The following is a 24,723-nucleotide window of genomic DNA, read 5'->3' as shown; positions in this document are numbered from 1 at the left end:
TTACTCAAGAGGTCCCCGTATGGCACCTATCGACAGTTACCTGGCTCTCGTCGGCTTCGGGCAGACGGGTTGGGGTTGGCTACTTCTGACTGCGGCGGCGATGACCATCGGTGTGTCCGTCTGCGGTTTCCTGACCGGAACGTTGATCGGGACGGTCGTTACCTTCATGCAGTTATCCCGCCACCTGACCATCCGATGGCTTGCAGATTGCTACACGACCGTTCTGCGCGGCGTGCCTGACCTTCTGGTCATCTACCTCTTCTATTTCGGCGGCAGCGCATTCCTTGGATCCTTGGGCGGCATGTTCGGCTATCAAGGTTTCATTGGAATGCCGGCATTTCTCACCGGAACCCTGGCGCTTGGCGCGGTTTCGGCGGCGTATCAGGCTGAGGTATTTCGCGGCGCCTACAGGTCGGTTGCACGTGGCGAAATCGAAGCCGCCATCGCCGTTGGCATGCGGCCATGGCCCAAATTCAGACGCATCGTCGCCCCCCTCGTCCTGCGCTACGCTATTCCGGGCCTCGGAAACACCTGGCAGCTCGTCTTGAAGGAATCGGCATTGATCTCCGTTACGGGTCTCGTCGAACTGCTGCGCCAATCGCAGATCGGAGCCGGATCGACGCGCCGGCCGTTCGAGTTCTACCTGACGGCGGTCGTTCTTTATCTCGTCATCACCTGGCTTTCATCAATCCTGTTCAGACGCATGGAAGCGCGAACGATCCAGGGCACAAGGAGAGCGTTGTGATGGATCTGGGCTTTATGTGGGATACGTTTCTCACGCTTCTGACCGGTTTGCCGCTGACGCTTGAGCTTGCCGTCACGTCCGTCGTGGCAGGCAGCGCGCTGGCGCTGGCGATCTCGCTCCTGGCCGTGACCGGCGGTGAAATAGGCCGAACCGTAACCCGTGGCTATGTCTTCGTCTTCAGAGGGTCGCCGCTCCTCGTCCAAATGTTCCTGATCTATTATGGCCTCGGCCAATTCAGACACGGCCTACAGGACCTCGGCGTCTGGGGGTTCTTTCGCGAACCCTACTGGTGTGCGGTGCTCGCCCTCACTCTGAATACTGCCGCCTATTGCAGCGAAATTTTTCGCGGAGGACTGCTGGCCGTCTCCGCCCAGGAGATCGAGGCGGCTCGCGCTTGCGGCATGTCGGGCATTCTCTTGTTCAGGCGGATCATCCTGCCGATCGCCATCAGGCATGCGCTGCCCGCTTACGGCAATGAGATCATCCTGATGATCAAAGCAACAGCGCTCGCGTCTGTCATCACGATCATGGAAGTCACCGGTCTGGCTGGAAAACTGATCGCCGACAGCTTCCGCGCTTTCGAGATCTTCATCGTCGCCGGCGCGATCTACCTCGCGATCATTTTCATCGTCACACGGATGCTCATGGCGGTCGATTTCTGGCTTTCGCCTCATGTGCGTATGCGGCTGCAATCTTAAACGGGAGTGTGCATGTCGGACAGGGGAACAGTTTTGGTGAGCGACAACAAGGACAAAAGCGTTGCCGTTTCGGTCAAGGATCTCCGCAAATGCTTCGGCCCGCTGGAAGTGCTGAAGGGAATTTCGCTTGAAGCGCATGAGGGGGACGTGATTTCAATCCTCGGCTCATCCGGCTCCGGCAAATCGACGATGCTGAGATGCCTCAATATGCTCGAAATCCCCGACAGCGGGGAAATTCGCATCGGCGGCGAGATGTACGCTCTGAAGAAATCGGGGCGTAGAACGGTGCCGGCTGACCGCAGGCAAGTCGACCGGATGCGCGAACACATCGGCATGGTGTTTCAGAATTTCAATCTTTGGTCGCACATGACCATTCTTGAAAATGTGATCGAAGCACCGGTGCACGTGCAGAAGCGCAACCGCGCGGAATGTATCGCGGAGGCCGAAGCTCTGCTCGAACGGGTCGGCATCGCCGAAAAACGAAATTTCTATCCGGCGCATTTGTCTGGCGGGCAGCAGCAACGGGCTGCGATTGCCCGCGCTCTCGCGCAGCGGCCGAGGGTCATGCTGTTTGACGAACCGACCTCGGCGCTGGATCCCGAACTCGTCGGCGAAGTGCTGAAAGTGATGCGCTCGCTCGCTGAGGAAGGTCGAACCATGCTTGTTGTCACCCATGAAATGGCCTTCGCCCGAGACGTGTCGAGCAAGGTGGTTTTTCTTCACCGGGGCGTCGTCGAAGAAGCAGGGGAGCCCAGCGAGCTTTTCAGGCATCCGAAATCGGATCGGTTCCGCCAGTTTCTGGCAGGGACGAGGTGACATCGTTTGACCCCCGACGCAGGTCTCAAGAAGGCCGGATCGTCGTTCTGCGCCCTTTTTTGACGCTTGCGGGCACAGGGCAACAGGTTCATGCTGCTCTTCTGTTTGAGGCCCGTGGTTACGGCTGATATAGCCGTCGCATACCGGGTTCGTGAGACGCCTGCGATGGACTGCGCCGGCTGCGGTTTCGATATTCAGAGCGGTTTTGCTTTCTGTCCGCGATGCGGTGCAAAGCAGCCACTCTCCTGCGCGGCCTGCGGCTATCCATGCCAGCCGGATTTTGCCTTCTGCCCGAGATGCGGCGCATCGATCTCAGGCAAGGCCCAGCCCGCCGCGAAACCAGCCATCGAGACGGCACCGGCTGAAGCCGATAGTGATGCCGACCGAAGGCCGGTGACGGTGCTCTTTGCCGATCTCTGCGGGTTCACGTCGCTGAGCGAGCAGATCGACCCGGAAGTCATGCGGGCCCTGCAGAACGAATTGTTCGAGGAGATGACCCTGGCGGTGGAGGCCTATGGCGGCTTCGTGGACAAATTTGTCGGCGATGCTCTTCTGGCGCTGTTCGGTGCGCCCGTCGCCCATGAAGACGATCCGGTGCGGGCGCTCAACGCTGCACTCGATATGATCGACCGGGCCGCTGCGGTCGGCACACGCTGGCAGTCGCGCGCCGGCGTGCCGTTGCGTCTGCATATTGGCATCAACAGCGGCCCTGTCGTCACCGGCGGCTTCGGCGCCGCCAGCACAAAATCCTATTCTGTGACCGGCGACACGGTGAATACTGCGCAACGGCTGCAATCCATGGCCGGTGAAAACGATATTCTCGTCGGCCCCCTGACCTATCGCCTCACTCGCCACGCCTTTGCCTTCGAAAGTCTCGGCGCGCAAGCTTTGCGCGGCAAGAGTGGAAACGTGCTCGTGCATCGGCTGACCGGACTGCTGGAAGCGCCGCATACGGCGCGCGGGCTCGAAAGTTTCGGCCTTCGGGCGCCTATGGTCGGACGAGACGCGGATATGTCGCGCCTTCTGACTTGCCTCGATCTTGCCTGTGGCGGCGCCGCGCAACTTGTCCGCCTGATCGGCGAAGCGGGCATCGGCAAATCGCGGCTGGCCAGCGAGTTCGTCGGGGTCGCCGCCGATGCAGACCGTTTCCCCGGCCTTGCCATCCGCAAAGCCACCTGCTCTCCCCTCGGCGAACAATCTTACGGCACGCTCGCCGCGGTCGTGCGCAGCGCCTACGGAATCGGCGAGCGCGACGATCGCGACAAGACACGGGAACTACTGACAACAGGGTTCCGTGCCCTCGATCTGAGGTCTGATGACATCGACGCGCTTTTGCCGCTCTTTCTGCATGTTCTCGGCCTCGGCGATCCCGATGGCGCGCTCCGGCACATCGAGCCGGAACAATTGCGGCGGCAGATCTTCTATGCGGTTCGCACCGTTTTCGAACGGCGCTTGGCGCAAGGCCCTCTCCTTCTTGTCATCGAGGATCTCCACTGGGCGGATGCCGCCTCGCTCGAGGTGCTGCGCTTCATGATGGACCGGCTGGAGCGCAGCCGGCTGATGCTGCTTGCGATCTATCGGCCGACTTTGCAGACGGACCCTCTGAACTCCAATCGCGTCAGCGTCACCGTCCAGCGTCTCGCTCCCCTCCTCGCTGCCGATGGGCAGAAGCTGCTTGCCGCCTTTTTTGGCGAGGGTCACGGCAAGTTGCCGGCGCCGATGCGCAAGCGTATCCTCGATCGCGCCGGCGGCAATCCGCTGTTCATCGAAGAAATCCTGCGCGGGCTGATCGACATGGGCACGCTGCACAATGACGGCCAGCGCTGGCATGTCGCGGCCGAAGACGCGGATGTCGATATACCGGTCAATCTGCAGGCCCTGTTGCTTGCCCGTGTCGACCGGCTGCCGCAGGAGATCAGGCGTCTGGCGCAGGAGGCGGCGGTCGTCGGCCCGAAGTTCGATACCGCCCTGCTCCGCACCGTCGCGACCGACCCGGCCGGCGTCGATGCGGCCCTGGATTATCTCTGCGATGCCAATATTATCGAGGAACTGCGCGGACCGGATGCGGCGATATCTCCGGGCTATCGCTTCAGCCAGACGCTGATGCACGACGTCGCCTACCACAATCTGCTGCTGCAACGGCGCATGGAGCTTCACCGACGGGTCGGCCGGGCGCTGGAACGCCAATATGGCGTGGCGCCAGATCGGGCAGAGCATCTGGCGCAGCTCGGCCATCATTTCAGCCTGACCACCGAAAAGGCCAAGGGCGCCAGCTATCTCATGGCGGCGGGCGATATGGCCCGCAAGATTTACGCCAATGACGATGCCATGCGTCTCTATCGTCAGGCTCTTGCTGCCTTTGCCGACGAGCCGGAGATGACGCCGGAGCAATCGGCACTGTTGGAGCGCCTTGGCGATCTCTGCGGTCCTGCCGGCCAGCGTGAGGCCGCCCTTAACCACTATCAGCGAGCACTTGCGACCCACCGCGCGAAAGATGATCGGATCGCCGCTGCGAGGATCTTGCGCAAGATCAGCCGTCTGCATCTCGAGGCGGGACGTCGCGATCAAGCAGAGAGCCGTTGCGCCGAAGCCGAAGCGATGATCGCGCCGATCGATGCGCCGATCGAACATGCGCATCTCCTGCAGGAACGCGGCCACCTCGCCTTCCGCACCGGCGACCAGGCTGCTGCTGTCGAATGGGCGACACAGGCGCTGCAATGCCTGCAAACGCTGCCGATCGATGGAACGACGGAGGCAGGACGGGAGGCAGCGCGGGCGATGGCAGAGGCGCTGAACACCAAGGGTGCAGCGCTGGCGCGGCTCGGACGCCGCCGTGATGCCGTGCAGGAAGTGGAGCGCAGCCTCTCGGTCGCCGAAAAGGCCGATCTGCAAAGCGCCGCCTGCCGCGCCTATTCCAACCTCGGTGTTCTTTACACGATCGTCGATCCGGCCAATGCCATCAGGATCTGCCGCCGCGGATTGGAGGTCGCCACCCGTATCGGTGATCTCGGCTTCCAGGCGCGTCTTCTCGCCAATCTCGCGGTCTCCTGCTGCACCTTCACTGATCGCTGCGGAGCCGAGGGCGTGCCGGCAGCGGAAAAGGCGGTGGAAATCGACCGGGCGCTCGATCAGCGCGACCATCTTTCCGTGCCGCTGATCGTGCTCGGGCAGATACATCAGTGCCATGGGCAGCCGAAGCTAGCTCGTAAGTATTACGAGGAAGCCCTTGAGGTTGCGAAGGAAATTGACGAGCCGCAACTGCTCTTTCCGTGCTATGATGGCTTGGCAACACTGAGCCTTGAACATGACGACATGGATGAAGCGGAACGGTATTTCGCGCTGGCGCAGGATGTGTGCATCCGCCATAAGCTCGACCCAGGCACATTCGTCGTCTTGCCGTTTCTCGACTGAAGGCTTCGCATCTCATGGTCGCTCCGCATAAGTCCAAACAAGTCAGAGATATAAAGGGAGGAACTAACAATGCAGGAGAACCACGCCGACAAACCATTACAGCCTGGAGATCGCGCGCCCAACGTGGTGCTGGATGCGATCACCCGCAATGGCAAGATCGCCATCGATGATTTTCGCGGTCAGAAGCCGGTGCTCGTCGGCTTGTTTCGCGGCTTGCACTGCCCCTTCTGCCGCCGGCAGATCGCCGCCATGGCCGAGCTCACCGATGCGTTGCAGGAGAAAGGCATCGACAGTCTGACAGTCGTCAATACGCCGATCGAGCGAGCGCGCCTCTATTTCCGCTACCACCCGCTTCCCAATTTACTGGCCGCCTCCGACCCCGAAAGGGTGTCGCACAGAGCCTTCGGCCTGCCGAATATCGAGTTCACCGAATCCGAGAACGAATGGCCGCACAAGGTCAGCATGAGCACGATGTCCTCAATGCAGATCGACATGCCGGGCGAGCTGCCGGAGCCCATGAATGTGATGGCGGCGATGGAATATCTCGACAAGGCCGACGGTTACGAATTCACAGAGGACGATACGCGGATGATCGCCACCGGCCATGGCCAGCTTGTCGGGGAATTCCTGCTCGACCGCGATGGCGTCGTGCGCTGGTGTTTCACGGAAGTCGAGGAAGGTGGCCGCAACTTGTTCGGTGGTCCAGCGCCTCGGGATGTGATGTCTGCAGCGGCGAACATGGCTGTTTGACGCGACTTCCTGGCCTTTGCGTGGGCGGGCCGGCCGCTTCAAGCCGGCAGGCCGGCCTTGCGGTAGCCGTCCACGAAATGGTCAAGCGTCCGAGCGTCGCGAAACGGTTCGGTCGCAGCCCAGTGGCGGGTGGAAAAGCGGGGGTTGGCGACAAGGAAGAGTTCGGTCTCCGCCCGCGCCTCATCGAGCCGGCCGAGCTGGGCCAGGCTTGCCGCCAGGAAACGACGGGAGCTCGTGCGATAGGTTTCGTCGCGACGCAGCGTCTCGATAGCGGCCTCATATTGCTCGGCTGCATATTGCGCTTGGCCGAGCGCCAGATAATACCAGCTCGCCGGAAAGGGATTCAGCCGGAACGCCTTGCGAGCATGCTCGAGGCCCTCGTCAATCCGCCCTGCCAGGACCGTAATGTCGGATAATGCGGCAAAGGTGTCCGCCTCGTTCGGATCGAGTTCAATGGCCTTGGCGAATTGCGCATCCGCCTCGGCGAAATCGCGTGCATAGGCAAGCAGATAAGCAAGGACCCAACGGCAGCCGGCATCATTGGGATCGATCGCAACAGCCTTGCGCGCCAGCTGCAAAGCAACGTCGCGGTTCGATTCCGTTGGCCCGCCGCTATGGACCCATCCCATCCAGTGGTTCATGGCAAGCCAGCGATAGGCCTCGGCATAGTCCGGGTCGAGGTCGACTGCGCGCGCCAGCATCAAATGTGCTTCCTCAGCCGCCTGCGGGGAATCGTCCATCAGCTTGCGCGCCCGCACGCAGAGATCATAGGCCTCGAGGCTTTTCGGCCGATTGCGCGGCGGCGGTGCTCGCAGGCGGCCGAGCAGCGCCTCGACGATCTTGGCCGTCACCTCGTCCTGAACGGCGAAGATGTTGTCCAGGCTGCGGTCGAATCGTTCCGCCCAGAGATGATCGCCGCTCGCCGCATCGATCATCTTGGCGTTGATGCGCACGCGCCCGGCGGCACGCCTTGCACTGCCCTCGAGCAGGTAGCGCACACCGAGCTCCTCGGCGATCCTCTGCACCTCGATCCCCTTGCCCTTGTAGGCGAAGACCGAGTTGCGGGCGATGACGAACAGGCCGGGCATCCTGGAGAGGTCGGTGATAAGGTCTTCCGTCAGCCCGTCCGCGAAGGATTCCTGTTCGGGATCGTTGCCGATATTCAGGAAGGGCAGCACAGCGATCGACGGTTTATCAGGCAGCGGCAAGATTTTTCGCCTCACGCCGCCCAGCCGATGCACGGCGCCCGTGAAGCGGTAGCCGATGCGCGGAACCGTTGCGATCCATTCACCGCCGCCGGAGGACGGGCCGAGCAGCTTGCGTAGCTGTGCGATCTGGACGGTAAGGTTGCCTTCCTCGACCGTCAGGCCTGGCCAGGCGGCGTCCATCAGCTTGGTCTTGGCAAGGATTTCGCCTGGTCGCCCGACCAGCGCCGCAAGCAGCTTCAGCCCGCGGTGGCTGACAGCAACGGGGTTGTCGTTCCGAAGCAGCGTTCCAGCATCCGGATCAAGCACGAACGGACCAAAGGCAAAGCGCGATCCCTGCATAAGCGAATCTATAGTCCGTTTGGAAGTTTTTGAGAACGTTTTGGCAAGGCTTAATTACGCCGCTTCCGCTGTCCCGCAGAATTCGTCAGACCTGACCGACACGAGGATATCTGCATGGCCGAAGCAAGCACGACATCACAGCCCGAGGAGCGGATCCCGTGGACCGCAATGGCGGGTATCATCGCGACGGTGACCGTGTTCGCGGTGGCGCAGGGGCTGACCTATCCGCTGCTGAGTTTGATTCTCGAGCGGCAGGGAATACCATCGGGCTTGATCGGCCTCTCGGCCGCGATGACGCCGCTGGGTTTCATCATCTCAGCGCCCTTCATTCCGGCGCTTTCGCGAGGCGTAGGCGGGGCGCGGCTGGCCATTCTCTGTTCGATCCTGGCTGCCCTTACCCTGGTCGCGATTGCCTGGACCCAGCAGGTCTGGGCCTGGATGCCGCTGCGTCTTCTGCTCGGCTTCTTCGCCAATCCGCTCTACGTGATCAGCGAAACCTGGCTGATCACGATCACGCCGGCACCGCGCCGCGGCCGAATCCTCGGCCTCTATTCATCGATCGTTTCGGCAGGCTTCGCAGTCGGCCCGCTGTCGCTCGGCTTCGCCGGCACGGACGGATGGCCGCCATTCATCATCGGCGTCTCGGCCTTCCTTGCCTGTGGCCTGATCGTGCTTGCCGTTGCCCCTCGCCTTCTTGAGATGCCCGATGAAGGCGAGGCAACGTCAGTCGGTGGCTTCTTCGCCCTGGCGCCGCTGTTGCTGCTTGCGGTTTTCACCGCCGCCGCCTTCGAGCAGATCCAGCTATCGCTGTTCGCCGTCTATGGAGCGGCGCTTGGCAGCGCCGAGAGACGCACGGCTTCGCTCATCACCTGTTTCGTCGCCGGCAATGCCGTGCTGCAGATCCCGCTCGGGCGGGCGGCCGAACGGTTTGGCGCGACGCGCACCATGATATTCTGTATCCTGGTTTGCCTCACCGGCTGCCTGTTGCTGGCGGTTGCTTTCTCCACCTGGCTCATCTGGCCGCTCGTTTTCGCCTGGGGCGGCGTCTCTTTCGGGCTCTATACCATGTCGCTGATCCAACTCGGCGAGCGTTTTACTGGACAAACCCTGATTGCCGGCAACGCCGCCTTCGCCTTCGCCTGGGGCATCGGCGGAATGGCGGGGTCACCCGTGGCTGGACTGGCGATGCAATTGAGTGGGCACCAAGGGCTACCACTATCACTCGGCCTGCTCAGCTGCGCCTTGGGGGTGTTCCTGTTGGCTGAGAAACGATGAGGCTGATTTTCGGTTTCTTGCTCCCTGTCCCTGGACTCACCTATTGTCGAAATACATAACACGTTATATAATACAGGACCAGATAAGAGGGTCGGAATGGTCGAGGATGTGGTCCGAACACTGGGTTTTCTGTGTCTGGGCAGCCGGTTGCGACGCATCGGGGAAAGATTGCAGGCAGATACGCAGCAGGTTATCGACGAGGCCGGAGTGGGCATTCAGGCCGGCCAATATCCTTTCCTGGCGGCAATCGACCGAGCCGGCTCGCTGACGGTCGGCGAGCTTTCGCAGGCGGTGGGTATCAGCCAGCCCGGCGTGACGCGGACCATAGGCCAGCTTCTCGAATTGGGCTTCGTCAATATGCAGCCGGCGACAGACGATCAGCGACGCAGGCTGGTGTCGCTGAGCGACGAGGGCCGGAAACTCGTCGACCATTCGAAGATGACGATCTGGCCGCGCGTGGCGGCTGCCGTTGCGGATCTCTGCGGCGACCTCGATGGGCCGATCCTCGAGCAACTTGCGGCAATCGAGGACGGGCTTGCGGCGGCGCCGCTCATACGCCGCGGCGCAAATAGGACGTCGCGCCTACCCTCAGACGCCAATGAGGAGGAATGTCAATGAACCATGTGCTCGACCGGCCGATCTGGAGCGCTCTGCAGACTGCGCATGCCGATTTCGCCGAAGGCGGACAGCACGCACGGCGATATCCGCCGTCCATCGTCCCCTTCGCGGCCTCCGCCGACGATACGCCGGAAAGCCTCGGCGCCCTGGAGAAACTGCCATCAGGCGAGGAAAGGATGTTTCTGGTCGAGGCCGGACAGATCGCCATTCCCCCAAGTCTTGTTGTGTTAATGGAGGCACGGGTCACCCAAATGGTTGCCGAGCGGCCTCACGAGAAAATTTCGGATTCCCGCATCCAGCCGCTGACAGAGGCTGACGCCGCCGATATGCTCGACTTGGCGACCTTGACCAAACCGGGTCCATTCACGTTGCGCGCGCAGAGCCTTGGCTGCTTCTGGGGCATCAGGCAAGAAGGTCGTCTCGTGGCAATGGCCGGTCAGCGCATGCGGCAGATCGGCTTTATCGAGCTCAGCGGGCTTTGCACCCATCCCGACTTCCAGGGGCGCGGCCTCGGCAGCCTGCTCTTCCGCTTCGTGGCCGGCGAAATTGCGTCCGGCGGCGACACCGCCTATCTGCATGCCTATGCGGCGAACACATCGGCCATTTCTCTCTATGCGGCCCACGGCTTCGTCGTTCGGTCGGAGATGAACATGTGCGTGGTCAAGCGTCCCACTTGAAGGGGCTCAATTGAAAGAGCGTTTCCTACGGCTCAAACACGTGTTCACTGGTCATAGCGCGCCGCCGCTGCAAGCACTTCAAGTTGCCAGTATTTTCCCGGGCTGAAACAGCTCGCGGCGAATTAGACCGCCCACGAATGGGGGCGGCCGGCGGCCGGGTCGATCAAGATCAGTGCCGCGGCGCGTTGGCGGGAATGGACGACACGGTTGCCGAAACGGGGTCGCTTGCCGGAAAGCTATCTTCGAGGCCTTCGTTCAGCTCCTCTTCCAGCGTTTCGCGATCATGGGTCGAACGTGCGCTCGGCTGGCCGACCAAACCCTTGCTGCCTTCATCGAAGTTGCCGTTGCTCAAGGCGTCGTAACGGTTGATGCTGCCGTCGGCGTTGCGGCCGGGAAAGGCCGTCAGCTGAACCATCATCACCTTGGCGTGGTCCAGCGCCGTCGAGCTGTCGAGCTTGCCATGGGAATTATCGATCTTGACGGAAACCGATTCTCCTCCTTCGCCCAGGAATTCGACCGTGATGAAGTCGCCGGACTGTGTCACGCGTGTATCGATCAGCTGCATGGAAACCTCCTGTGTTCATGCCGGATCAACGGCGAGCAAGATCAGGAGTTCCCGCGACAATACCATTTCGATCGGGGTGCATGTTGCGCCGGGGGCAGCGGCGCATTCTCGGTCCGGCGATTATGGTTAATTTATTAATAATTCGGCTTCTGTAATCGGAACCACGCGGCCTTTCCGCGTGTTGATGCTGCGCCGTGGAGGAACCCCGATGATCCTGAAAATCTTTGCTCCCGAGATCGACGCCGATTGCCCTGATACCGGCACCTATGCCGACGGAATCTTCGCCGAAAACCGTATCGATCTTTCCTCGCGCCGCAGCGGCCGCCGCCGCTCGTCACATGAGCGCGATTACGGCGTCGACAGGAAACTGGAAAACCTGCCGCTCGGCTTCGCCTGACCGCTCCCGCCTCTCCCATCAAAGCCTGCGGAAGACCAGCACGCCCGACGCAGCCAATACGGCGTGCAGCGCTTCTCCCGTGGTTCTGATCTTGTCTCCGCGATTGCCGATGTCCAGCCGCTATATTGGCCGGCGTCAGTATTGAAGATCTCCTGCCAAGACCATCCCCCACCCTTTCGCTGTGCAGCCATTAGCCGTCATCGGAGAGAGCATCGTTCAATGATCCCAGGACTAGAAACTCGTCGTCCCAGCGATGAAAGGCAATGACCCGATTTTCGTCGTGAACCAGGGGACGGGATATTGCGCGAACGCGCTTTTCCAGGCTCCTCTTGCCGGCATCACATTGCCGGGCCACATTCTCCGTTGACGCCACTCGCAGCAACGGACAAGGCCTTGCCCTGGATCGCCTATATCGCCCATTTCATTGCAGCCGCCTTTCTGACCAACGGCATCCCGCATTTCGTCAACGGCGTCGGCGGCCGGCGCTTCCGCACTCCATTTGCAATGCCCAGTTCGCCGACGGCGAATGTCGTGTGGGGCTGGGCGAATATCCTCATTGCATTCCTGCTGTTTGCCAATATCGGGCCACTCTATATCGGCACGCCGGGCGATACGATCTTCGTGGCGGCCGGCATGCTCGTCACCGGAATCCTACTCGCCCGGATTTTCGGCGGCGATGCGAATTAGCGCAAATCTGTGGGGAAGCTAAGCTTAACAGTCGTTCCTTGCCCGGGAGAGGAATCGATGGATGCCTCTCCGCCACTCTGACGGACGAAGCCGTAAACCATGGCGAGGCCAAGCCCTGCTCCACCATGTGCGCCTCGTGTGGTGAAATAGGGCTCGAAAGCTTTGTCTATGACCTCTGGGCTCATGCCTATGCCGCTGTCGGTTACCGAGATCAGCAATGCATCTTGGTCTGCCGTCGCGCCGATTACGATGACGCCTCCCATCGGCATCGCTGCCGAAGCGTTGAGACAGAGGTTCAGAACGGACTGCTCCAAGAGGGCCGCGTCCAGCGATACGACCGGCAGGCGGGCATCCAGTTCCAATTTGATACGGCACTTTGTACCGACGGCGATCTCCAGGATATCGGCCATTCCGCGAAGGAGGCTGGCGACATCCACCGGGCTTGGATAGAACGGCTGCTGGCTGCCAATCGACAGCATGCTGCCGGCCAGCGACCGTCCTCTCTCGGCAGCCTTGCGAATCCGCGCAATGTTGCGTTTCTGCCGATCGTTGAAGCCGGTTTCACGTTCGAGAAGGCCGAGGCTGCCGGTGATGATGCCGATCATGTTGCCCACTTCGTGGCTCACCTGATGCGTCATGCGCATGATGCCGTCCAGTCGCTGAACCTTTGCCGCTTCCGCCTCCTGTCGATCCATCAGCGTGACGTCGCGTGCCAGAAGAACAATGCCGCCCTCCGGCTGTCGTGACATGGAGATCTCGATCACCCGCTGGTCGCCGGTGCGATGGCGGGCGACTGCACGTTCCAATAGGGTGCCGCGCTCCGGATCGGAGGGCAGCAAGGCGGGATCGATCTCCGGCACCGGCTCGACAAACCGGCGCAGCGGCAATTTGCGCGCGGAACCCGAATGGCCGAACAGTTCGATGATCCGCCTGTTCATGGTGATCGGTCGGCCCATCCTGTCGAAAAGCGCAATCCCCTCGTTCATATTGCGAAAGGTTGAACGGATGGTGCGAGCGGCGGCTTCTGCCGTGCGTCTCAAGCGAGACACACGATCGACGCTGTCCTTGAAGGCGCGGAAGGCGTCCAACAGACGCACAAGCTCGGTTTCATTTCCGCGATAGGCTGGCGGACCCACGTCATTTTCGCCCTTGGCGAGCGCATTCATGCCGTTTGACAGCGCCACGATGCCCCGTGAGACGCGCATGACCGACCGGATGGAGAAAATCGCCATGACGAGGACGAGCAGGAAAGCCAAGGCCACGGTTACCAGAAGCCGGCTCAAAGCATCGGAGGTCGAAAGCAGATCGTCGTTCAATTGGCGTGCAACTGCATCACTTTGCGTCTCCGTTGCATGGGAAAGATCACGGGAGACCGCATGGAGCTTTGCGACCGCCGCCCGGATGGCGAACATGTTCAAGAGGTATCGTGTCTGAGCTTCGAACACGCGCTCATACGGCTGAAGCTCGGCAGGCGAAATCCTCAAACCGGGCTCGGTTCTCCCCTGCGCGGCCGTCGTGTCCGCCACGTATCGTCTGCGAAGTTCACCGAGCTGGAAAAGACTGTCGGACGTGGAAGCCGCTTGCACGATTCCATTCACTTGACGGCGAAGATCCTGATCGACAATGCCTTTGCCGGTCGCCACCTCCCCTAGCGCCGCGGCAGCTTCAGCCTTGTGATTCTGGGCGGCGTCGGCGTCCCTGGCCAGCACAAGCGTCTGTGTCCTGATAAGATCGAGAAGCTCAACCATCCTTGTGCTCGCAAAGCCGCGCGTAGCCTGGCCTCCTGCCTGAGGCTCGGCCGTCTTCAGCAGGCTGTCGACCTGCAGCACGACAGCGCGGCTCTCGCTCGCCACCCGGTATGGCGAAGTCGAGTTCATCAGGAAGGGCGCGCTCGACACCAGGTCGGAGACTTGCCGGGAAACAAGCGAGGCCTTGGCCAGGCTCGCGACGGCCTGCAGGCCATAGGCTGCCATTTCATCACGGGCGCGCTGCAGCCCATAGATCGCGATTGCCGAAAGGCTGAATACCAGGAAGCAGATAAACGCAATCGCGAACGGCAAGCGAAAGGCAATCGACGACAGAAAGGAGCGGCTGATCACGTGGACGGCTCGCCGTCGCCGGTGTGCAGGACATAGCCCTTGCCGCGTCGTGTCTTGATATGGCGCGGGATGTCGGGATTACGTTCGATTTTCCGCCGGAGCCGCAGAACGAGGACGTCGACGTTGCGGTCGATGTAGCGATCGCTTTCCGAGCCAAGCCGATCGAGGATCTGCGCCCGGCTCACTGGCTGGTTGGGGGTCTGCGCAAGGATTTCAAGCAGGGCGAATTCGGCCGTCGTCAGCGTTTTGCTGCGGTCGGCGAGGCAGACGGCTTGCCGGCCCATCAGGTCGATGGCCCAATCGCCAAGCAGCAGAGAGGGGCGTTCGTGCTCCCGCTCACTCTCCTTTTCCTGTTTCAGCGACGGCACGGTTCGCCGCAGGACAGCTTTGATGCGGGCCGTCAGTTCGATTGGTTCGAACGGCTTGACGACATAATCGTCCGCAGCGGTTTCCAGGCCGAGAACACGATCGGCGGCACTGCCGGCTGCCGTCACCATGACGATACCGATATTGGCCTCCGATCGCAGTTTTTGGGCGAAAGCTCGGCCTGATGTCCGCGGCAGGTTGTGGTCGACCAGCACCAGATGCATCTGCTCTCGTGCCAGGATATCGGTCGCCTCCTCGGCGGATCCCGCGCAGGTCGGAATCCACCCTTCGGCTTCGATGAGATCGGAGATGAGCTCCGCCATATCCGGATCGTCCTCGACGATCAGAATTCGAACCTTCTGATTCAGCACCGCTTGATCCTCCCGGCGCCATCATAGGCATGCCGCCGCCAATGTTCAAAGACACTCTGATGATGAGGTTTGTCACATTTGTAATGAATGTAACGGCGCTCCGCCCGGCGATGAAAAATCGGTAACCATTCTTCGATTGCGGTGACGCGAAGATCTGACATGCTGGCTGTGGAGATTGGAACGGGAGGTTCCAAGGGAGGCCTGCGTGAGAATATTGACCGCTTTAGCTGCGGGCATGGCTTTTTGGCTGTGCGGCGCAAGCCACGGCATGAGCGAGCCGCGATTGAACGTCCTGTGCGGCGTCGACGAAGCCTGGTGCATGACCATGGAAAAAGCGTTCGAAGCCCGCGCGGGTATCGATATCTCCATGGTTCGCAAGAGCACCGGCGACATACTCGATCAGATCCGTGCCGAAAAATCACATTCGACTGTGGATGTCTGGTGGGGTGGAACCGGTGATGCCCATCTGCAGGCTGCCTCAGAGAATCTGCTCGATCGATACCAGCCCGACCATGAACACGATATGCTGCCTTGGGCGCAGAACTTTTTTGCCATGTCCGGCTCACGGTCGGCCGCCATATATGCTGGGGCTTTGGGTTTTGCCTATAATTCCGATCTGCTCGCAGCGCTGAAGCTTCCGGCCCCGACCTGCTGGCAGGACCTGACGAAAGAGGTCTATCGCGGCCATATCCAGTCCGGCAATCCGAATTCCTCCGGAACGGCTTTCACAATGCTGGCCACACTCGTGCAGCTCCTCGGCGAAGAGGAGGCGTTCCGGTACATGGCCGCCCTTAACCGCAATATTGTCGAGTACACCAGGTCCGGCTCGGCGCCGGTAAAGGCTGCCGCCCGAGGTGAAGTCCTGATCGGCATCTCGTTCATGCATGACGCGGTTACCCTGAAGGAAGGGGGCGCGCCGCTGGTCATCGTCGCTCCCTGCGAAGGAACGGGTTACGAAATCGGTGCGATCAGCATCGTCAAGGGTAGCCGCAATGCCAGGGCCGCCCAGGCATTCGTCGATTTCGCGCTCAGTCCCGAAGGCCAGGCGACAGGCGCTGCGGCCGGCCAGAACCAGGTTCCGTCGAACGCCAAAGCGGCTTTGCCGCCAGCTGCGCCCGACATCACCATGATCAAGATGGTGGATTATGACTTTGCAACATTCGGCTTGTCGGACGAGCGAAGTCGGCTGTTGACCCGCTTCGACACCGAGATCTCCCCGACCCAATAGGCCGGGATCCGACTTCCATCCGACAATCGATAACACGGTGCGATCGACGCGCCGCGAGGGGCAGCGCTTGTGCCGCTGACCCAACACCCTCTCAGACGCAAGCAACAGGAGGATACCCATGCGACTGACAGTTCTTTCCACGCTTCTCTTTGCCGGAACGGCGCTGGCTGCCGGTTCGGTCCAGGCCGCCGGCGAGCTCAACCTCATCTGCTCGGCCGATGTCGTCATCTGCGAGCAGATGCGGGGCGACTTCGAAAAGGCTCACGACATCAAGGTCAATATGGTGCGCCTGTCGTCGGGCGAGACCTATGCAAAGATACGCGCCGAGGCTCGCAACCCGAAGACCGACATCTGGTGGGCCGGCACGGGGGATCCGCATGTCCAGGCTGCATCGGAAAACCTGACGCTGGAATATAAGTCGCCGATGCTCGATCAGCTGCAGGATTGGGCAAGGAAGCAGGCGGAGAGCACCGGCTTCAAGACGGTCGGCGTCTATGCCGGTGCGCTCGGCTGGGGTTACAACACCGAGATCTTCAAGACTAAGGGTTACAAGGAGCCCCGCTGCTGGGCCGATCTCCTGGCGCCGGAATTGAAGGGCGAAATCCAGATCGCCAATCCGAACTCCTCGGGCACGGCCTATACGGCTCTCGCTTCGCTGGTGCAGATCATGGGTGAAGACCAGGCCATCGACTATCTGAAAAAACTGAACGCCAACGTCTCGCAATACACCAAGTCCGGTTCGGCTCCGGTCAAGGCGGCGGCGCGGGGCGAAACAGCGCTCGGCATCGTCTTCATGCATGACGCCGTCGCCCAGACCGCCGAAGGCTTTCCGGTCAAATCGGTCGCGCCATGCGAGGGCACCGGCTATGAAATCGGCTCCATGTCGATCATCAAAGGCGCCCGCAATCTCGACAACGCCAAGATCTGGTACGACTGGGCGCTGCGGCCCGAAGTACAATCGCGCATGAAGGATGCCAAGTCCTTCCAGCTGCCATCGAACAAATCGGCGGAGGTGCCGAAGGAAGCGCCGAAGTTCGAGGACATCAAGCTGATCGACTACGACTTCAAGACCTATGGCGATCCGGCAAAGCGCAAGGCCCTACTGGAGCGCTGGGACCGGGAAGTCGGCGCCGTTGCCAACTGAAGATCGATGAGCGGCGCGGCATCCCGGAGGGATCCGGGTGCCGCTCCATTCTCCCATTTCATCAACGTGAAATAAGCGAGGTATGCCATGAGACGTGGCAATCGCCGATTGGACATCGTACTTGGCCTGGGGGCAGCCGCCCTGATCCTGGTCCCGTGGTATCGCATCGAGGGCGGCTTCTTCGGATTCAAGTGGCCGTCTGCCTTCCCGTTCTCCGCCGATACGGCGCCAGGGCTGCTGCAAATCCTGCAGCATGGAAGAACTTGGCTTGCCGGCGTGGTCCTGCTGTTTTTGCTCGGCTGTTTGGCGCGCCTGGTGCGCGATCCGATGCGGCGCGGAACCTTGCTCGCCTCGCTCGGCGCCGTCGGCCTCGTCTTCCTGTCTCTGCAGGGGTTGGCGATCGGCTTTTCCGGCTGGACCTGGGCAATCAGTGAAAACCTGTTCGGCATATTGTCCGAGGGTCAACCATCGATGGGTGCCGGCGCGGTCCTCCTGGCGCTCGTCTACGTTCTCCTCTTTGCATTCGGACTGGCCGAACGCGGGGTGATGAAGGGAGATGCCTTCATCGTCGGCTCGATTTGCATTCTCGCGTTTCTGGTCACCGTCTTCGTTTTCTACCCGATCGGCAGCATGTTCATCGCTTCGGTGCAGGACTTCGATGGCTCCTTCAATCCGGATGGCCTTATACGCAACATTCAGGACCCCGGCATTTGGAGCCTCGGCTGCATAGCGGGCGAAGAACGTTGCGGCGTTGCCTGGCGCACGCTCCTTCTCGCCGTCATGACCGCTTCGGGCTCGACCCTGCTCGGCCTCGGCTTTGCGCTGGTGGCGACGCGCACGCGCTTTCCGTTCAAAAAGGGATTGCGCCTGCTGACGGTGCTGCCGATCATCACACCGCCCTTCGTCATCGGCCTGGCGCTGACGCTGCTGTTCGGCCGCGCCGGCGTTATCACCGAGGCCTTGTCCAGTCTGTTGGGTATCGAGCCAGGCCGCTGGCTCTATGGGCTCACCGGTATCTGGATCGCCCAGGTGCTCTCCTTTACGCCGATCGCCTTCCTCGTCCTAATCGGCGTCGTCGAAGGCGTCAGCCCGTCGATGGAGGAGGCATCGCAGACCCTGCGTGCCGGTCGCTGGCGCACATTCTGGCGCGTCTCCCTGCCGCTGATGAAACCGGGTCTCGCCAACGCCTTCCTGATCGGGTTCATCGAGAGCATGGCCGATTTCGGCAATCCGCTCGTGCTCGGCGGCACACATGGCGTGCTTTCGACGGAAATCTTCTTTGCGGTCGTCGGATCGCAGAACGATCCGTCGCGCGCCGCCGTTCTTGCCATCGTGCTCCTCTGTTTCACGCTCTCGGCATTCCTCGCTCAGCGCTTCTGGCTATCGGGCAAGAGCTTTGCCACTGTCACCGGCAAGGGCGACAGCGGCGCTCACATCGCGTTGCCGCGCGGCCTTTCCATTGCCGTGCATGCGGTGGTCGTTCCGTGGATGGTCTTCACCGTCGTCGTCTATGGAATGATTCTGATCGGCGGCTTCGTGAAAACCTGGGGCCTCGACAACTCGCTGACGCTCGACCATTACGCGCGCGCCTTCTCGGTGGGTTTCGACAATGGCGCAATCGCGTGGACCGGCGTGGCATGGAACTCCTTCTGGACGACGATGGAGATCGCGCTCGTCTCCGCGCCCCTGACCGCAGCGGTGGGCTTGCTCACGGCCTACATCATCGTACGGCAGAAATTCGTCGGGCGGAACGTCTTCGAATTCGCGCTGATGATGAGCTTCGCCATCCCCGGAACGGTCATCGGCGTCAGCTATATCATGGCGTTCAACCTGCCTCCGATCGAGATGACCGGCTCGGCGCTGATCCTCATCCTCTGCTTCGTCTTCCGCAATATGCCGGTCGGCGTACGCGGCGGGATCGCCGCGATGAGCCAGCTCGACAAGAGCCTGGACGAGGCGTCGCTGACTTTGCGTGCGGACAGTTTCCGCACGATCCGCAAGGTGATCCTGCCGCTGCTGCGGCCGGCCATCACCGCTGCCCTGGTCTATTCCTTCGTTCGCGCCATAACCTCGATCAGCGCCGTCATCTTCCTCGTCAGCGCGGAATACAACATGGCCACGTCCTATATCGTCGGCCTCGTCGAGAATGGCGAGTACGGCGTGGCGATCGCCTATTCGTCCATGCTGATCGTGGTGATGAGCAGTGTCATCGCCGGCTTCCAGCTCGTCGTTGGCGAGCGCCGACTACGCCGCGAAAATCGCGTCGCCGGCACCAGCTCAGCTCCCTCTGTTCCTCTCGGTCAGGAGAAAACCGCATGATCACCGTCAAACCCGGTTGCGTCACCTTCCAGAATGTTCGCAAGTCTTTCGGTGCATTCACGGCCATTCCGGACCTTTCCCTCTCCATCGAGCCAGGCACGCTGGTGACCTTGCTCGGCCCTTCCGGCTGCGGCAAGACCACCACGCTGCGCATGCTGGCCGGGCTCGAGCATCCGACATCCGGACGCATTCTGATCGGCGGCGCCGACGTTACCATGCTGCCCGCCAATGAGCGCGATGTCTCGATGGTGTTTCAGTCCTATGCCCTGTTTCCGCATATGACGTCGCTGGATAATGTCGCTTACGGTCTGCAGTCGTCGGGCCTCGGCAAGAAGGAAGCGCGGGAAAAGGCCGAGGAAGGATTGAAGCTCGTCGGTCTTGCGGGCATGGGCCATCGCCTGCCGGCCGAGCTTTCCGGCGGCCAGCAGCAACGCGTCGCGGTTGCCCGCGCGCTCGTGCTCGAGCCGCAGGTGCTGCTGCTTGACGAACCGCTCTCCAACCTCGATGCCCGCCTGCGCCGCCGGGTGCGCACGGAGATCCGCGAACTGCAGCAACGGCTCGGCTTCACCGCCGTCTATGTCACCCATGACCAGGACGAGGCTCTGGCGGTGTCAGACCGCATCATCGTCATGAAAGATGGCGAGATCGCCCAGTCCGGGACGCCGCGGGAGCTCTATGAAGCGCCCGCGTCGTCCTTCATCGCCGATTTCATGGGCGAAGCCAATGTCATCCCTTGCGAGGTGATCGGCGTCGAAGGTACGGAGGCGCTTATCCGCGTGGCCGGTGTGGACCATCGTTTACCAGGCCGAAACGCAAAGGCCGGCATGGCAAAACTCGCCGTCAGACCGGGATCGATCACCATAGCGGCAGCCGGCCAGCAGGGGCTGGCGGGACGCGTGCTCCATAGTGCCTATCTCGGCGGACATGTCGAATATGAGGTCGAAACCGATGTCGGAACGCTCTTCATCATCGACCATGCAGTCGAAAGAAACCTGCCGCCTTCGAGCGATGTCACACTCGGGTTCGAGAACCGTGGCATCGCGCTGATCAATGCCTAAACACTTGGAATGCGAATAAAGGATAGCAATATGACTATGCATGACACCGACGTGGAGCGACGCTTCGCCCTGGCCAAATCCCTTGCCGCCGAAGCTGGTGCTTTCGCGCTCGACTATTTCAACACGCGCGAGACTCTCGTGATCGAGACTAAGCGCGATCTTCAGGATGTCGTGTCGATCGCGGATCGCAACGTCGAGACCTTTCTGCGTGAGCGGGTTGCGGCAGCAAATTCCGAGGATGGTTTCCTCGGCGAGGAGTTCGGCCATCAAGTGGGAAGTTCCGGCTACACCTGGGTTGTCGATCCAATCGACGGCACCGCGCCTTTCGTCAATGGCATGCCGACGTGGTGCGTTTCGGTCGCTGTCCTGCACCAAGGCGTCCCGGTGGTCGGCGTGATCCAGGTGCCTTGTGCGAACGAGCTTTATGCCGCAGCCCTTGGCCTTGGGGCGAGCTTGAATGGTGAGACGCTTTTGCTCGATCCCTCCCGCACGATACAGAATGCCATGACAGGTATCGGCTGCAATACGCACGTCGCTCCGGACGTTGTCGGCGCCATCGTAACAGCCTTGCTCGCAAGAGGCGGCACGTTCATTCGGAACGGCTCCGGGGCGCTGATGCTTGCCTATGTGGCGGCAGGGCGTCTTGTCGGCTACTATGAACCCCACATGCGGGCTTGGGATTGCATGGCAGGCTACTGCCTGGTCAAAGAAGCTGGGGGCGAGTACCTGCCCTTCCCGACCGAGGGGGAAGATTTGTTTAAGGGCCATCCTGTCCTTGCGAGCAACGGTACCGCGTATCCGGAGCTGTTGGAGATTCACAATTCCCTCCGGCGGCAATAAGACGGAAGAGACGCAGCGTGGCGGCGAGCGCCACGCCTGCCGAGGGGCGAATGGTTGCCCATACAACTGATTGTCATAATCTGGTCGCGAGCATGCTCAGGCGAGTAGGAATAAAGCAAACCGAACAGCCTCAATCGCCATGAAGACTCCGAGAAAGCGCAGCAAACCTCGACCAGACAAGTCCCAGCCATTGCTGCGGCAGCTCGCCGCCGTTCCTGCGAAGCTGTTTACCGGTGCATTCCGCCAACAGTACGGCGCGATTTGCTTCCGCTACACCGATGACAGACCGAGAATCGAAATTCTGGTGATTACATCGCGCGAGAGCGCCCGTTGGGTCATTCCGAAAGGATGGCCTATGAAGGGGAAGAAGCCGTTTGAAGCGGCGGCAATCGAAGCTTGGGAGGAAGCAGGTGTGCGCGGAGCGGTAAGGAAAAAGCCGGTCGGCCGCTACACCTATCTGAAAGAACTCGACGATGGGGACATAGCCCCCTGCATCGTCGACTTGTTTCAAGTTGAAGTCATCGAAATCAGCGATGACTTCAAGGAGCATGGACAGCGCATTCTCGAATGGGTCAGCCCCGATGAAGCGGCAAGACGCGTTCGCGAGATCGAACTCAAGTCGCTGCTCGTCGAATTTGAAGTCCGCGGTCGCAAAAAGCGCGATCCTCGCTGACGGCAGTCAGCTTTCAACACACGGTAACTTGCATGATGATAGCTACTGCTGTAGTGACTATCATCATGCAACGGACTAGCTTCAGTCAATTCAAATGCCCGGCGGCGCGCGCGCTCGACAGCGTCGGTGACTGGTGGAGCATTCTAATCCTGCGCGATGCCTTCCAGGGGCTGTCGCGCTTCGATGAATTCCAGAAAAGCCTCAGCGTGGCGCCGAACATCCTGACACGGCGGCTCAAACACCTGACGGATCAGGGGCTGTTCGAACGACGGCTATACCAGCAGCGCCCTGCCCGCTACGAATATCTGCTGACCGAGAAGGGCCGTGATTTCTTTCCGGTGCTGATGGCGCTGTTTTCCTGGGGAAGCCGCCATATTCCGGAAGAGGATCTCGCCTTTCTTCTCAGCGATGCCGCCTCCGGCAGAGCGCGCGAGACCATGCTGGTCGATGCGCGGACCGGCGAACAAGTGACACCCGAAAACACCGGCCTGCTTGCAGGCCCTGCAGCCGATGACGAGGTGCGCGCGCGGATCGCCCGCATGCGCGCCTGGTATCTCGGCATCGACGCATAGAAAGGAAAAGATCATGGACCGCATAGTTGTTACCGGCATGGGGCTTGTCTCGCCGCTCGGGACCGGGGTCGAACCCGCCTGGAAACGCCTTGTCGGCGGCGCCTCAGGTCTGAGGGTACTGCCCGACGATGTCGTCGGCGAACTCTCGGCCAAGGTCGGCGGCATCGTTCCCGGGATCACCGAGGATGTCGAGGCCGGCTTCGACCCCCACCGCTACATCACACCCAAAGACCAGAAGAAGATGGACCGCTTCATCCATTTCGCCATGGCGGCGACGGAGGAAGCGGTGAAGCAGGCCGGCTGGATGCCGACCGACGAAGGTGAGCGCGAGCGCACCGCAACGATCATCGCCTCCGGCGTCGGCGGCTTTCCTGCCATTGCCGAAGCGGTGCGGATCGGTGAGGCGCGCGGTGTGCGGCGACTGTCGCCCTTCACCGTGCCCTCCTTCCTCGTCAACCTCGCCGCCGGCCAGATCAGCATCCGCTACGGTTTCAAGGGGCCGCTCGGCGCGCCGGTGACGGCCTGCGCTGCCAGCGTCCAGGCGATCGGCGATGCGGCACGGCTGATCCGCTCCGGTGAGGCCGATGTGGCGATCTGCGGCGGCGCCGAGGCCTGCATCGACAAGGTGAGCCTTGGCGGCTTTGCGGCTGCGCGTGCCCTTTCAACCGGCTTCAACGAGACGCCGGAACTGGCCTCGCGCCCCTTCGACACGGCGCGCGACGGTTTCGTCATGGGCGAAGGCGCCGGCATCTTAGTGATCGAGACGCTGGAGCATGCGCTCGCCCGCGGGGCGACGCCACTCGCCGAACTGGTCGGCTACGGCACGGCGGCGGATGCCTACCACATGACCGCAGGCCCCGAGGACGGCGACGGCGCGCGCCGGGCCATGGAGGCCGCACTCAGGCAGGCGAAGATCCCTGCTTCCGAGGTCAGGCACCTGAATGCGCATGCAACCTCTACTCCGGTCGGCGATAAGGGCGAGATCGCCGCGATCGGCACCGTTTTCGGCCGCGATGGCGCCATTGCCGTCAGCGCGACGAAATCGGCGACCGGCCATCTGCTCGGGGCCGCCGGCGGGCTGGAGGCGATCTTCACCGTCATGGCGCTGCGCGACCAGATCGCGCCACCGACCCGCAACCTCGATGAAGCCGATCCTGACGCCGACGGCATCGATATCGTCGGCAAGACGGCGCGGACGCTGGCGATGGACTATGCCATCACCAACGGTTTCGGTTTTGGCGGGGTGAATGCCAGCGCCCTCTTCCGGCGCTGGTCGTAAAGTCCGCTTTCCTTGCGCTGGAAATGGCCTACACTTCCACTCCATCGGGATCATTTCCCGACAGAGCTGGAGATCAACCCATGCGCGCCTTCTTCGCAGTTGTCATTCTGTGTGCCGCGTCCCTCCTCTCCACCGTCTCGGCCCGCGCCGAAGATCCGATCGACACGACGCGGACGATGATCGAGGAACAGATCAAAGCCTTTCTCAAGGACGATGCCGAGACCGCCTATTCCTTCGCCGCTCCCGGCATCAAGGCGATCTACCCCGACAAGAACCTGTTTTTTGCCATGGTCAAGAAGAGTTACGAGCCGGTCTATCACCCCGGCAACTACGCCTTCGGCCGCAGCCGCTCGATCGACAACGGCGCGCTGATATACCACGAAGTGCTGATATCAGGCCGCGACGGCAGGGACTGGACGGCAATCTACCAGATGACCCGGCAGCCGGACGGCAGCTACAGGATCAACGGTGTGCAGATCATGCCGGATGCCGATAGCAAAGGCATCTGACGCGCCGTTCTTGGCTGGATGAAACACTACCCAGCACTTGGATTCGCCGCACTAACTATTTTGAAATCGTGCTGGAGTA

At 61.4% G+C, this 24,723-nt stretch carries 23 protein-coding genes; 19 read left to right on the top strand and 4 right to left on the bottom strand.

Annotated elements, in window-relative coordinates:
* Window positions 1-19 precede the first annotated feature (19 nt).
* The 5 genes from RHE_RS10955 to RHE_RS10935 all read left to right on the top strand — a co-directional run bounded on the left by RHE_RS10955 (window position 20) and on the right by RHE_RS10935 (window position 6,420).
* Window positions 20-745 (top strand): ABC transporter permease, encoded by a 726-nt coding sequence (locus RHE_RS10955; protein WP_011425407.1) that lies wholly within the window; start codon window positions 20-22, stop codon window positions 743-745.
* Complete coding sequence (locus RHE_RS10950; protein WP_011425406.1) at window positions 745-1,443, top strand: ABC transporter permease; 699 nt, start codon at window positions 745-747, stop codon at window positions 1,441-1,443. The genes RHE_RS10955 and RHE_RS10950 overlap by 1 nt, the downstream gene beginning before the upstream one ends.
* A gap of 12 nt (window positions 1,444-1,455) precedes the next feature.
* Window positions 1,456-2,259 (top strand): ABC transporter ATP-binding protein, encoded by an 804-nt coding sequence (locus RHE_RS10945; RefSeq protein WP_011425405.1) that lies wholly within the window; start codon window positions 1,456-1,458, stop codon window positions 2,257-2,259.
* Between the two features lie 165 nt (window positions 2,260-2,424).
* Complete coding sequence (locus RHE_RS10940) at window positions 2,425-5,670, top strand: adenylate/guanylate cyclase domain-containing protein (RefSeq protein ID WP_011425404.1); 3,246 nt, start codon at window positions 2,425-2,427, stop codon at window positions 5,668-5,670.
* Between the two features lie 69 nt (window positions 5,671-5,739).
* On the top strand, window positions 5,740-6,420 hold the full coding sequence (locus RHE_RS10935) for a peroxiredoxin-like family protein (RefSeq protein ID WP_011425403.1): 681 nt from the start codon (window positions 5,740-5,742) through the stop codon (window positions 6,418-6,420).
* A 38-nt stretch (window positions 6,421-6,458) separates the two neighbouring features.
* Here RHE_RS10935 and RHE_RS10930 read toward each other — a convergent pair whose 3' ends face one another.
* On the bottom strand, window positions 6,459-7,967 hold the full coding sequence (locus tag RHE_RS10930) for a winged helix-turn-helix domain-containing tetratricopeptide repeat protein (protein ID WP_011425402.1): 1,509 nt from the start codon (window positions 7,965-7,967) through the stop codon (window positions 6,459-6,461).
* A 114-nt stretch (window positions 7,968-8,081) separates the two neighbouring features.
* On the opposite strand from RHE_RS10930, the gene RHE_RS10925 reads away from it, so the two are divergent.
* The 3 genes from RHE_RS10925 to RHE_RS10915 all read left to right on the top strand — a co-directional run bounded on the left by RHE_RS10925 (window position 8,082) and on the right by RHE_RS10915 (window position 10,537).
* A complete protein-coding gene (locus RHE_RS10925) occupies window positions 8,082-9,242 on the top strand; it encodes an MFS transporter (RefSeq protein ID WP_020921308.1) in 1,161 nt (386 codons plus the stop codon).
* Between the two features lie 96 nt (window positions 9,243-9,338).
* Window positions 9,339-9,860, top strand: coding sequence for a MarR family winged helix-turn-helix transcriptional regulator (locus RHE_RS10920; RefSeq protein WP_011425400.1), 522 nt, complete (start codon window positions 9,339-9,341; stop codon window positions 9,858-9,860).
* On the top strand, window positions 9,857-10,537 hold the full coding sequence (locus RHE_RS10915; protein WP_011425399.1) for a GNAT family N-acetyltransferase: 681 nt from the start codon (window positions 9,857-9,859) through the stop codon (window positions 10,535-10,537). Before RHE_RS10920 ends, RHE_RS10915 begins: the two co-directional genes overlap by 4 nt.
* Window positions 10,538-10,706: 169 nt before the next feature.
* On the opposite strand, the gene RHE_RS10910 is transcribed toward RHE_RS10915, so the two are convergent.
* On the bottom strand, window positions 10,707-11,102 hold the full coding sequence (locus tag RHE_RS10910) for a hypothetical protein (protein ID WP_011425398.1): 396 nt from the start codon (window positions 11,100-11,102) through the stop codon (window positions 10,707-10,709).
* Window positions 11,103-11,310: 208 nt separating this feature from the next.
* Between RHE_RS10910 and RHE_RS10905 the strand changes: the two genes are divergently transcribed.
* Both RHE_RS10905 and RHE_RS10900 read left to right on the top strand, forming a co-directional pair.
* A complete protein-coding gene (locus RHE_RS10905) occupies window positions 11,311-11,499 on the top strand; it encodes a hypothetical protein (RefSeq protein ID WP_020921306.1) in 189 nt (62 codons plus the stop codon).
* A 393-nt stretch (window positions 11,500-11,892) separates the two neighbouring features.
* Window positions 11,893-12,186, top strand: a complete 294-nt coding sequence (locus tag RHE_RS10900) for a hypothetical protein (RefSeq protein WP_042118478.1) — start codon at window positions 11,893-11,895, stop codon at window positions 12,184-12,186.
* Here the strand turns inward: RHE_RS10900 and RHE_RS10895 are convergent.
* Both RHE_RS10895 and RHE_RS10890 read right to left on the bottom strand, forming a co-directional pair.
* Window positions 12,183-14,285 carry an ATP-binding protein gene (locus RHE_RS10895; RefSeq protein ID WP_042118474.1) on the bottom strand — a complete coding sequence of 701 codons (2,103 nt, stop codon included), beginning with the start codon at window positions 14,283-14,285 and terminating at the stop codon, window positions 12,183-12,185. The genes RHE_RS10900 and RHE_RS10895 overlap by 4 nt on opposite strands.
* A complete protein-coding gene (locus RHE_RS10890; protein WP_042118472.1) occupies window positions 14,282-15,022 on the bottom strand; it encodes a response regulator transcription factor in 741 nt (246 codons plus the stop codon). Before RHE_RS10890 ends, RHE_RS10895 begins: the two co-directional genes overlap by 4 nt.
* A 235-nt stretch (window positions 15,023-15,257) precedes the next feature.
* Between RHE_RS10890 and RHE_RS10885 the strand changes: the two genes are divergently transcribed.
* The 9 genes from RHE_RS10885 (at window position 15,258) to RHE_RS10845 (ending at window position 24,644) form a co-directional block, all read left to right on the top strand.
* Window positions 15,258-16,250, top strand: coding sequence for an ABC transporter substrate-binding protein (locus RHE_RS10885; RefSeq protein ID WP_011425393.1), 993 nt, complete (start codon window positions 15,258-15,260; stop codon window positions 16,248-16,250).
* Window positions 16,251-16,368: 118 nt separating this feature from the next.
* Entirely contained in the window at window positions 16,369-17,394 is a 1,026-nt protein-coding gene (locus tag RHE_RS10880) for an ABC transporter substrate-binding protein (RefSeq protein ID WP_011425392.1), read from the top strand.
* 87 nt (window positions 17,395-17,481) lie between these two features.
* A complete protein-coding gene (locus tag RHE_RS10875; RefSeq protein WP_011425391.1) occupies window positions 17,482-19,713 on the top strand; it encodes an ABC transporter permease in 2,232 nt (743 codons plus the stop codon).
* Window positions 19,710-20,771 (top strand): ABC transporter ATP-binding protein, encoded by a 1,062-nt coding sequence (locus tag RHE_RS10870; protein ID WP_011425390.1) that lies wholly within the window; start codon window positions 19,710-19,712, stop codon window positions 20,769-20,771. Before RHE_RS10875 ends, RHE_RS10870 begins: the two co-directional genes overlap by 4 nt.
* A 30-nt stretch (window positions 20,772-20,801) precedes the next feature.
* On the top strand, window positions 20,802-21,611 hold the full coding sequence (locus RHE_RS10865) for an inositol monophosphatase family protein (RefSeq protein ID WP_011425389.1): 810 nt from the start codon (window positions 20,802-20,804) through the stop codon (window positions 21,609-21,611).
* 139 nt (window positions 21,612-21,750) lie between these two features.
* Window positions 21,751-22,284 (top strand): NUDIX hydrolase, encoded by a 534-nt coding sequence (locus RHE_RS10860; RefSeq protein WP_011425388.1) that lies wholly within the window; start codon window positions 21,751-21,753, stop codon window positions 22,282-22,284.
* Window positions 22,285-22,349: 65 nt separating this feature from the next.
* Window positions 22,350-22,856, top strand: coding sequence for a winged helix-turn-helix transcriptional regulator (locus RHE_RS10855; RefSeq protein WP_042118470.1), 507 nt, complete (start codon window positions 22,350-22,352; stop codon window positions 22,854-22,856).
* A 13-nt stretch (window positions 22,857-22,869) separates the two neighbouring features.
* A complete protein-coding gene (fabF, locus tag RHE_RS10850; RefSeq protein WP_011425386.1) occupies window positions 22,870-24,135 on the top strand; it encodes a beta-ketoacyl-ACP synthase II in 1,266 nt (421 codons plus the stop codon).
* A gap of 80 nt (window positions 24,136-24,215) precedes the next feature.
* Window positions 24,216-24,644 carry a DUF4864 domain-containing protein gene (locus tag RHE_RS10845; RefSeq protein ID WP_011425385.1) on the top strand — a complete coding sequence of 143 codons (429 nt, stop codon included), beginning with the start codon at window positions 24,216-24,218 and terminating at the stop codon, window positions 24,642-24,644.
* Window positions 24,645-24,723: the final 79 nt, after the last annotated feature.

Origin of the sequence: Rhizobium etli CFN 42 (genome assembly GCF_000092045.1) — a bacterium.
Taxonomy (GTDB): Bacteria; Pseudomonadota; Alphaproteobacteria; order Rhizobiales; family Rhizobiaceae; genus Rhizobium; species Rhizobium etli.
The sequence above is the reverse complement of the archived record's forward strand: the minus strand, read 5'-3'. Positions and strand labels throughout refer to the sequence as shown.

Bases quoted from the DNA above. Each gene is read 5' to 3' on its own strand.
- RHE_RS10955 (WP_011425407.1), top strand. From the start codon at position 20: ATGGCACCTATCGACAGTTACCTGGCTCTCGTCGGCTTCGGGCAGACG.
- RHE_RS10950 (WP_011425406.1), top strand. From the start codon at position 745: ATGGATCTGGGCTTTATGTGGGATACGTTTCTCACGCTTCTGACCGGT.
- RHE_RS10945 (WP_011425405.1), top strand. From the start codon at position 1,456: ATGTCGGACAGGGGAACAGTTTTGGTGAGCGACAACAAGGACAAAAGC.
- RHE_RS10940 (WP_011425404.1), top strand. From the start codon at position 2,425: ATGGACTGCGCCGGCTGCGGTTTCGATATTCAGAGCGGTTTTGCTTTC.
- RHE_RS10935 (WP_011425403.1), top strand. From the start codon at position 5,740: ATGCAGGAGAACCACGCCGACAAACCATTACAGCCTGGAGATCGCGCG.
- RHE_RS10930 (WP_011425402.1), bottom strand. From the start codon at position 7,967: ATGCAGGGATCGCGCTTTGCCTTTGGTCCGTTCGTGCTTGATCCGGAT.
- RHE_RS10925 (WP_020921308.1), top strand. From the start codon at position 8,082: ATGGCCGAAGCAAGCACGACATCACAGCCCGAGGAGCGGATCCCGTGG.
- RHE_RS10920 (WP_011425400.1), top strand. From the start codon at position 9,339: ATGGTCGAGGATGTGGTCCGAACACTGGGTTTTCTGTGTCTGGGCAGC.
- RHE_RS10915 (WP_011425399.1), top strand. From the start codon at position 9,857: ATGAACCATGTGCTCGACCGGCCGATCTGGAGCGCTCTGCAGACTGCG.
- RHE_RS10910 (WP_011425398.1), bottom strand. From the start codon at position 11,102: ATGCAGCTGATCGATACACGCGTGACACAGTCCGGCGACTTCATCACG.
- RHE_RS10905 (WP_020921306.1), top strand. From the start codon at position 11,311: ATGATCCTGAAAATCTTTGCTCCCGAGATCGACGCCGATTGCCCTGAT.
- RHE_RS10885 (WP_011425393.1), top strand. From the start codon at position 15,258: ATGGCTTTTTGGCTGTGCGGCGCAAGCCACGGCATGAGCGAGCCGCGA.
- RHE_RS10880 (WP_011425392.1), top strand. From the start codon at position 16,369: ATGCGACTGACAGTTCTTTCCACGCTTCTCTTTGCCGGAACGGCGCTG.
- RHE_RS10875 (WP_011425391.1), top strand. From the start codon at position 17,482: ATGAGACGTGGCAATCGCCGATTGGACATCGTACTTGGCCTGGGGGCA.
- RHE_RS10870 (WP_011425390.1), top strand. From the start codon at position 19,710: ATGATCACCGTCAAACCCGGTTGCGTCACCTTCCAGAATGTTCGCAAG.
- RHE_RS10865 (WP_011425389.1), top strand. From the start codon at position 20,802: ATGACTATGCATGACACCGACGTGGAGCGACGCTTCGCCCTGGCCAAA.
- RHE_RS10860 (WP_011425388.1), top strand. From the start codon at position 21,751: ATGAAGACTCCGAGAAAGCGCAGCAAACCTCGACCAGACAAGTCCCAG.
- RHE_RS10855 (WP_042118470.1), top strand. From the start codon at position 22,350: ATGCAACGGACTAGCTTCAGTCAATTCAAATGCCCGGCGGCGCGCGCG.
- fabF (WP_011425386.1), top strand. From the start codon at position 22,870: ATGGACCGCATAGTTGTTACCGGCATGGGGCTTGTCTCGCCGCTCGGG.
- RHE_RS10845 (WP_011425385.1), top strand. From the start codon at position 24,216: ATGCGCGCCTTCTTCGCAGTTGTCATTCTGTGTGCCGCGTCCCTCCTC.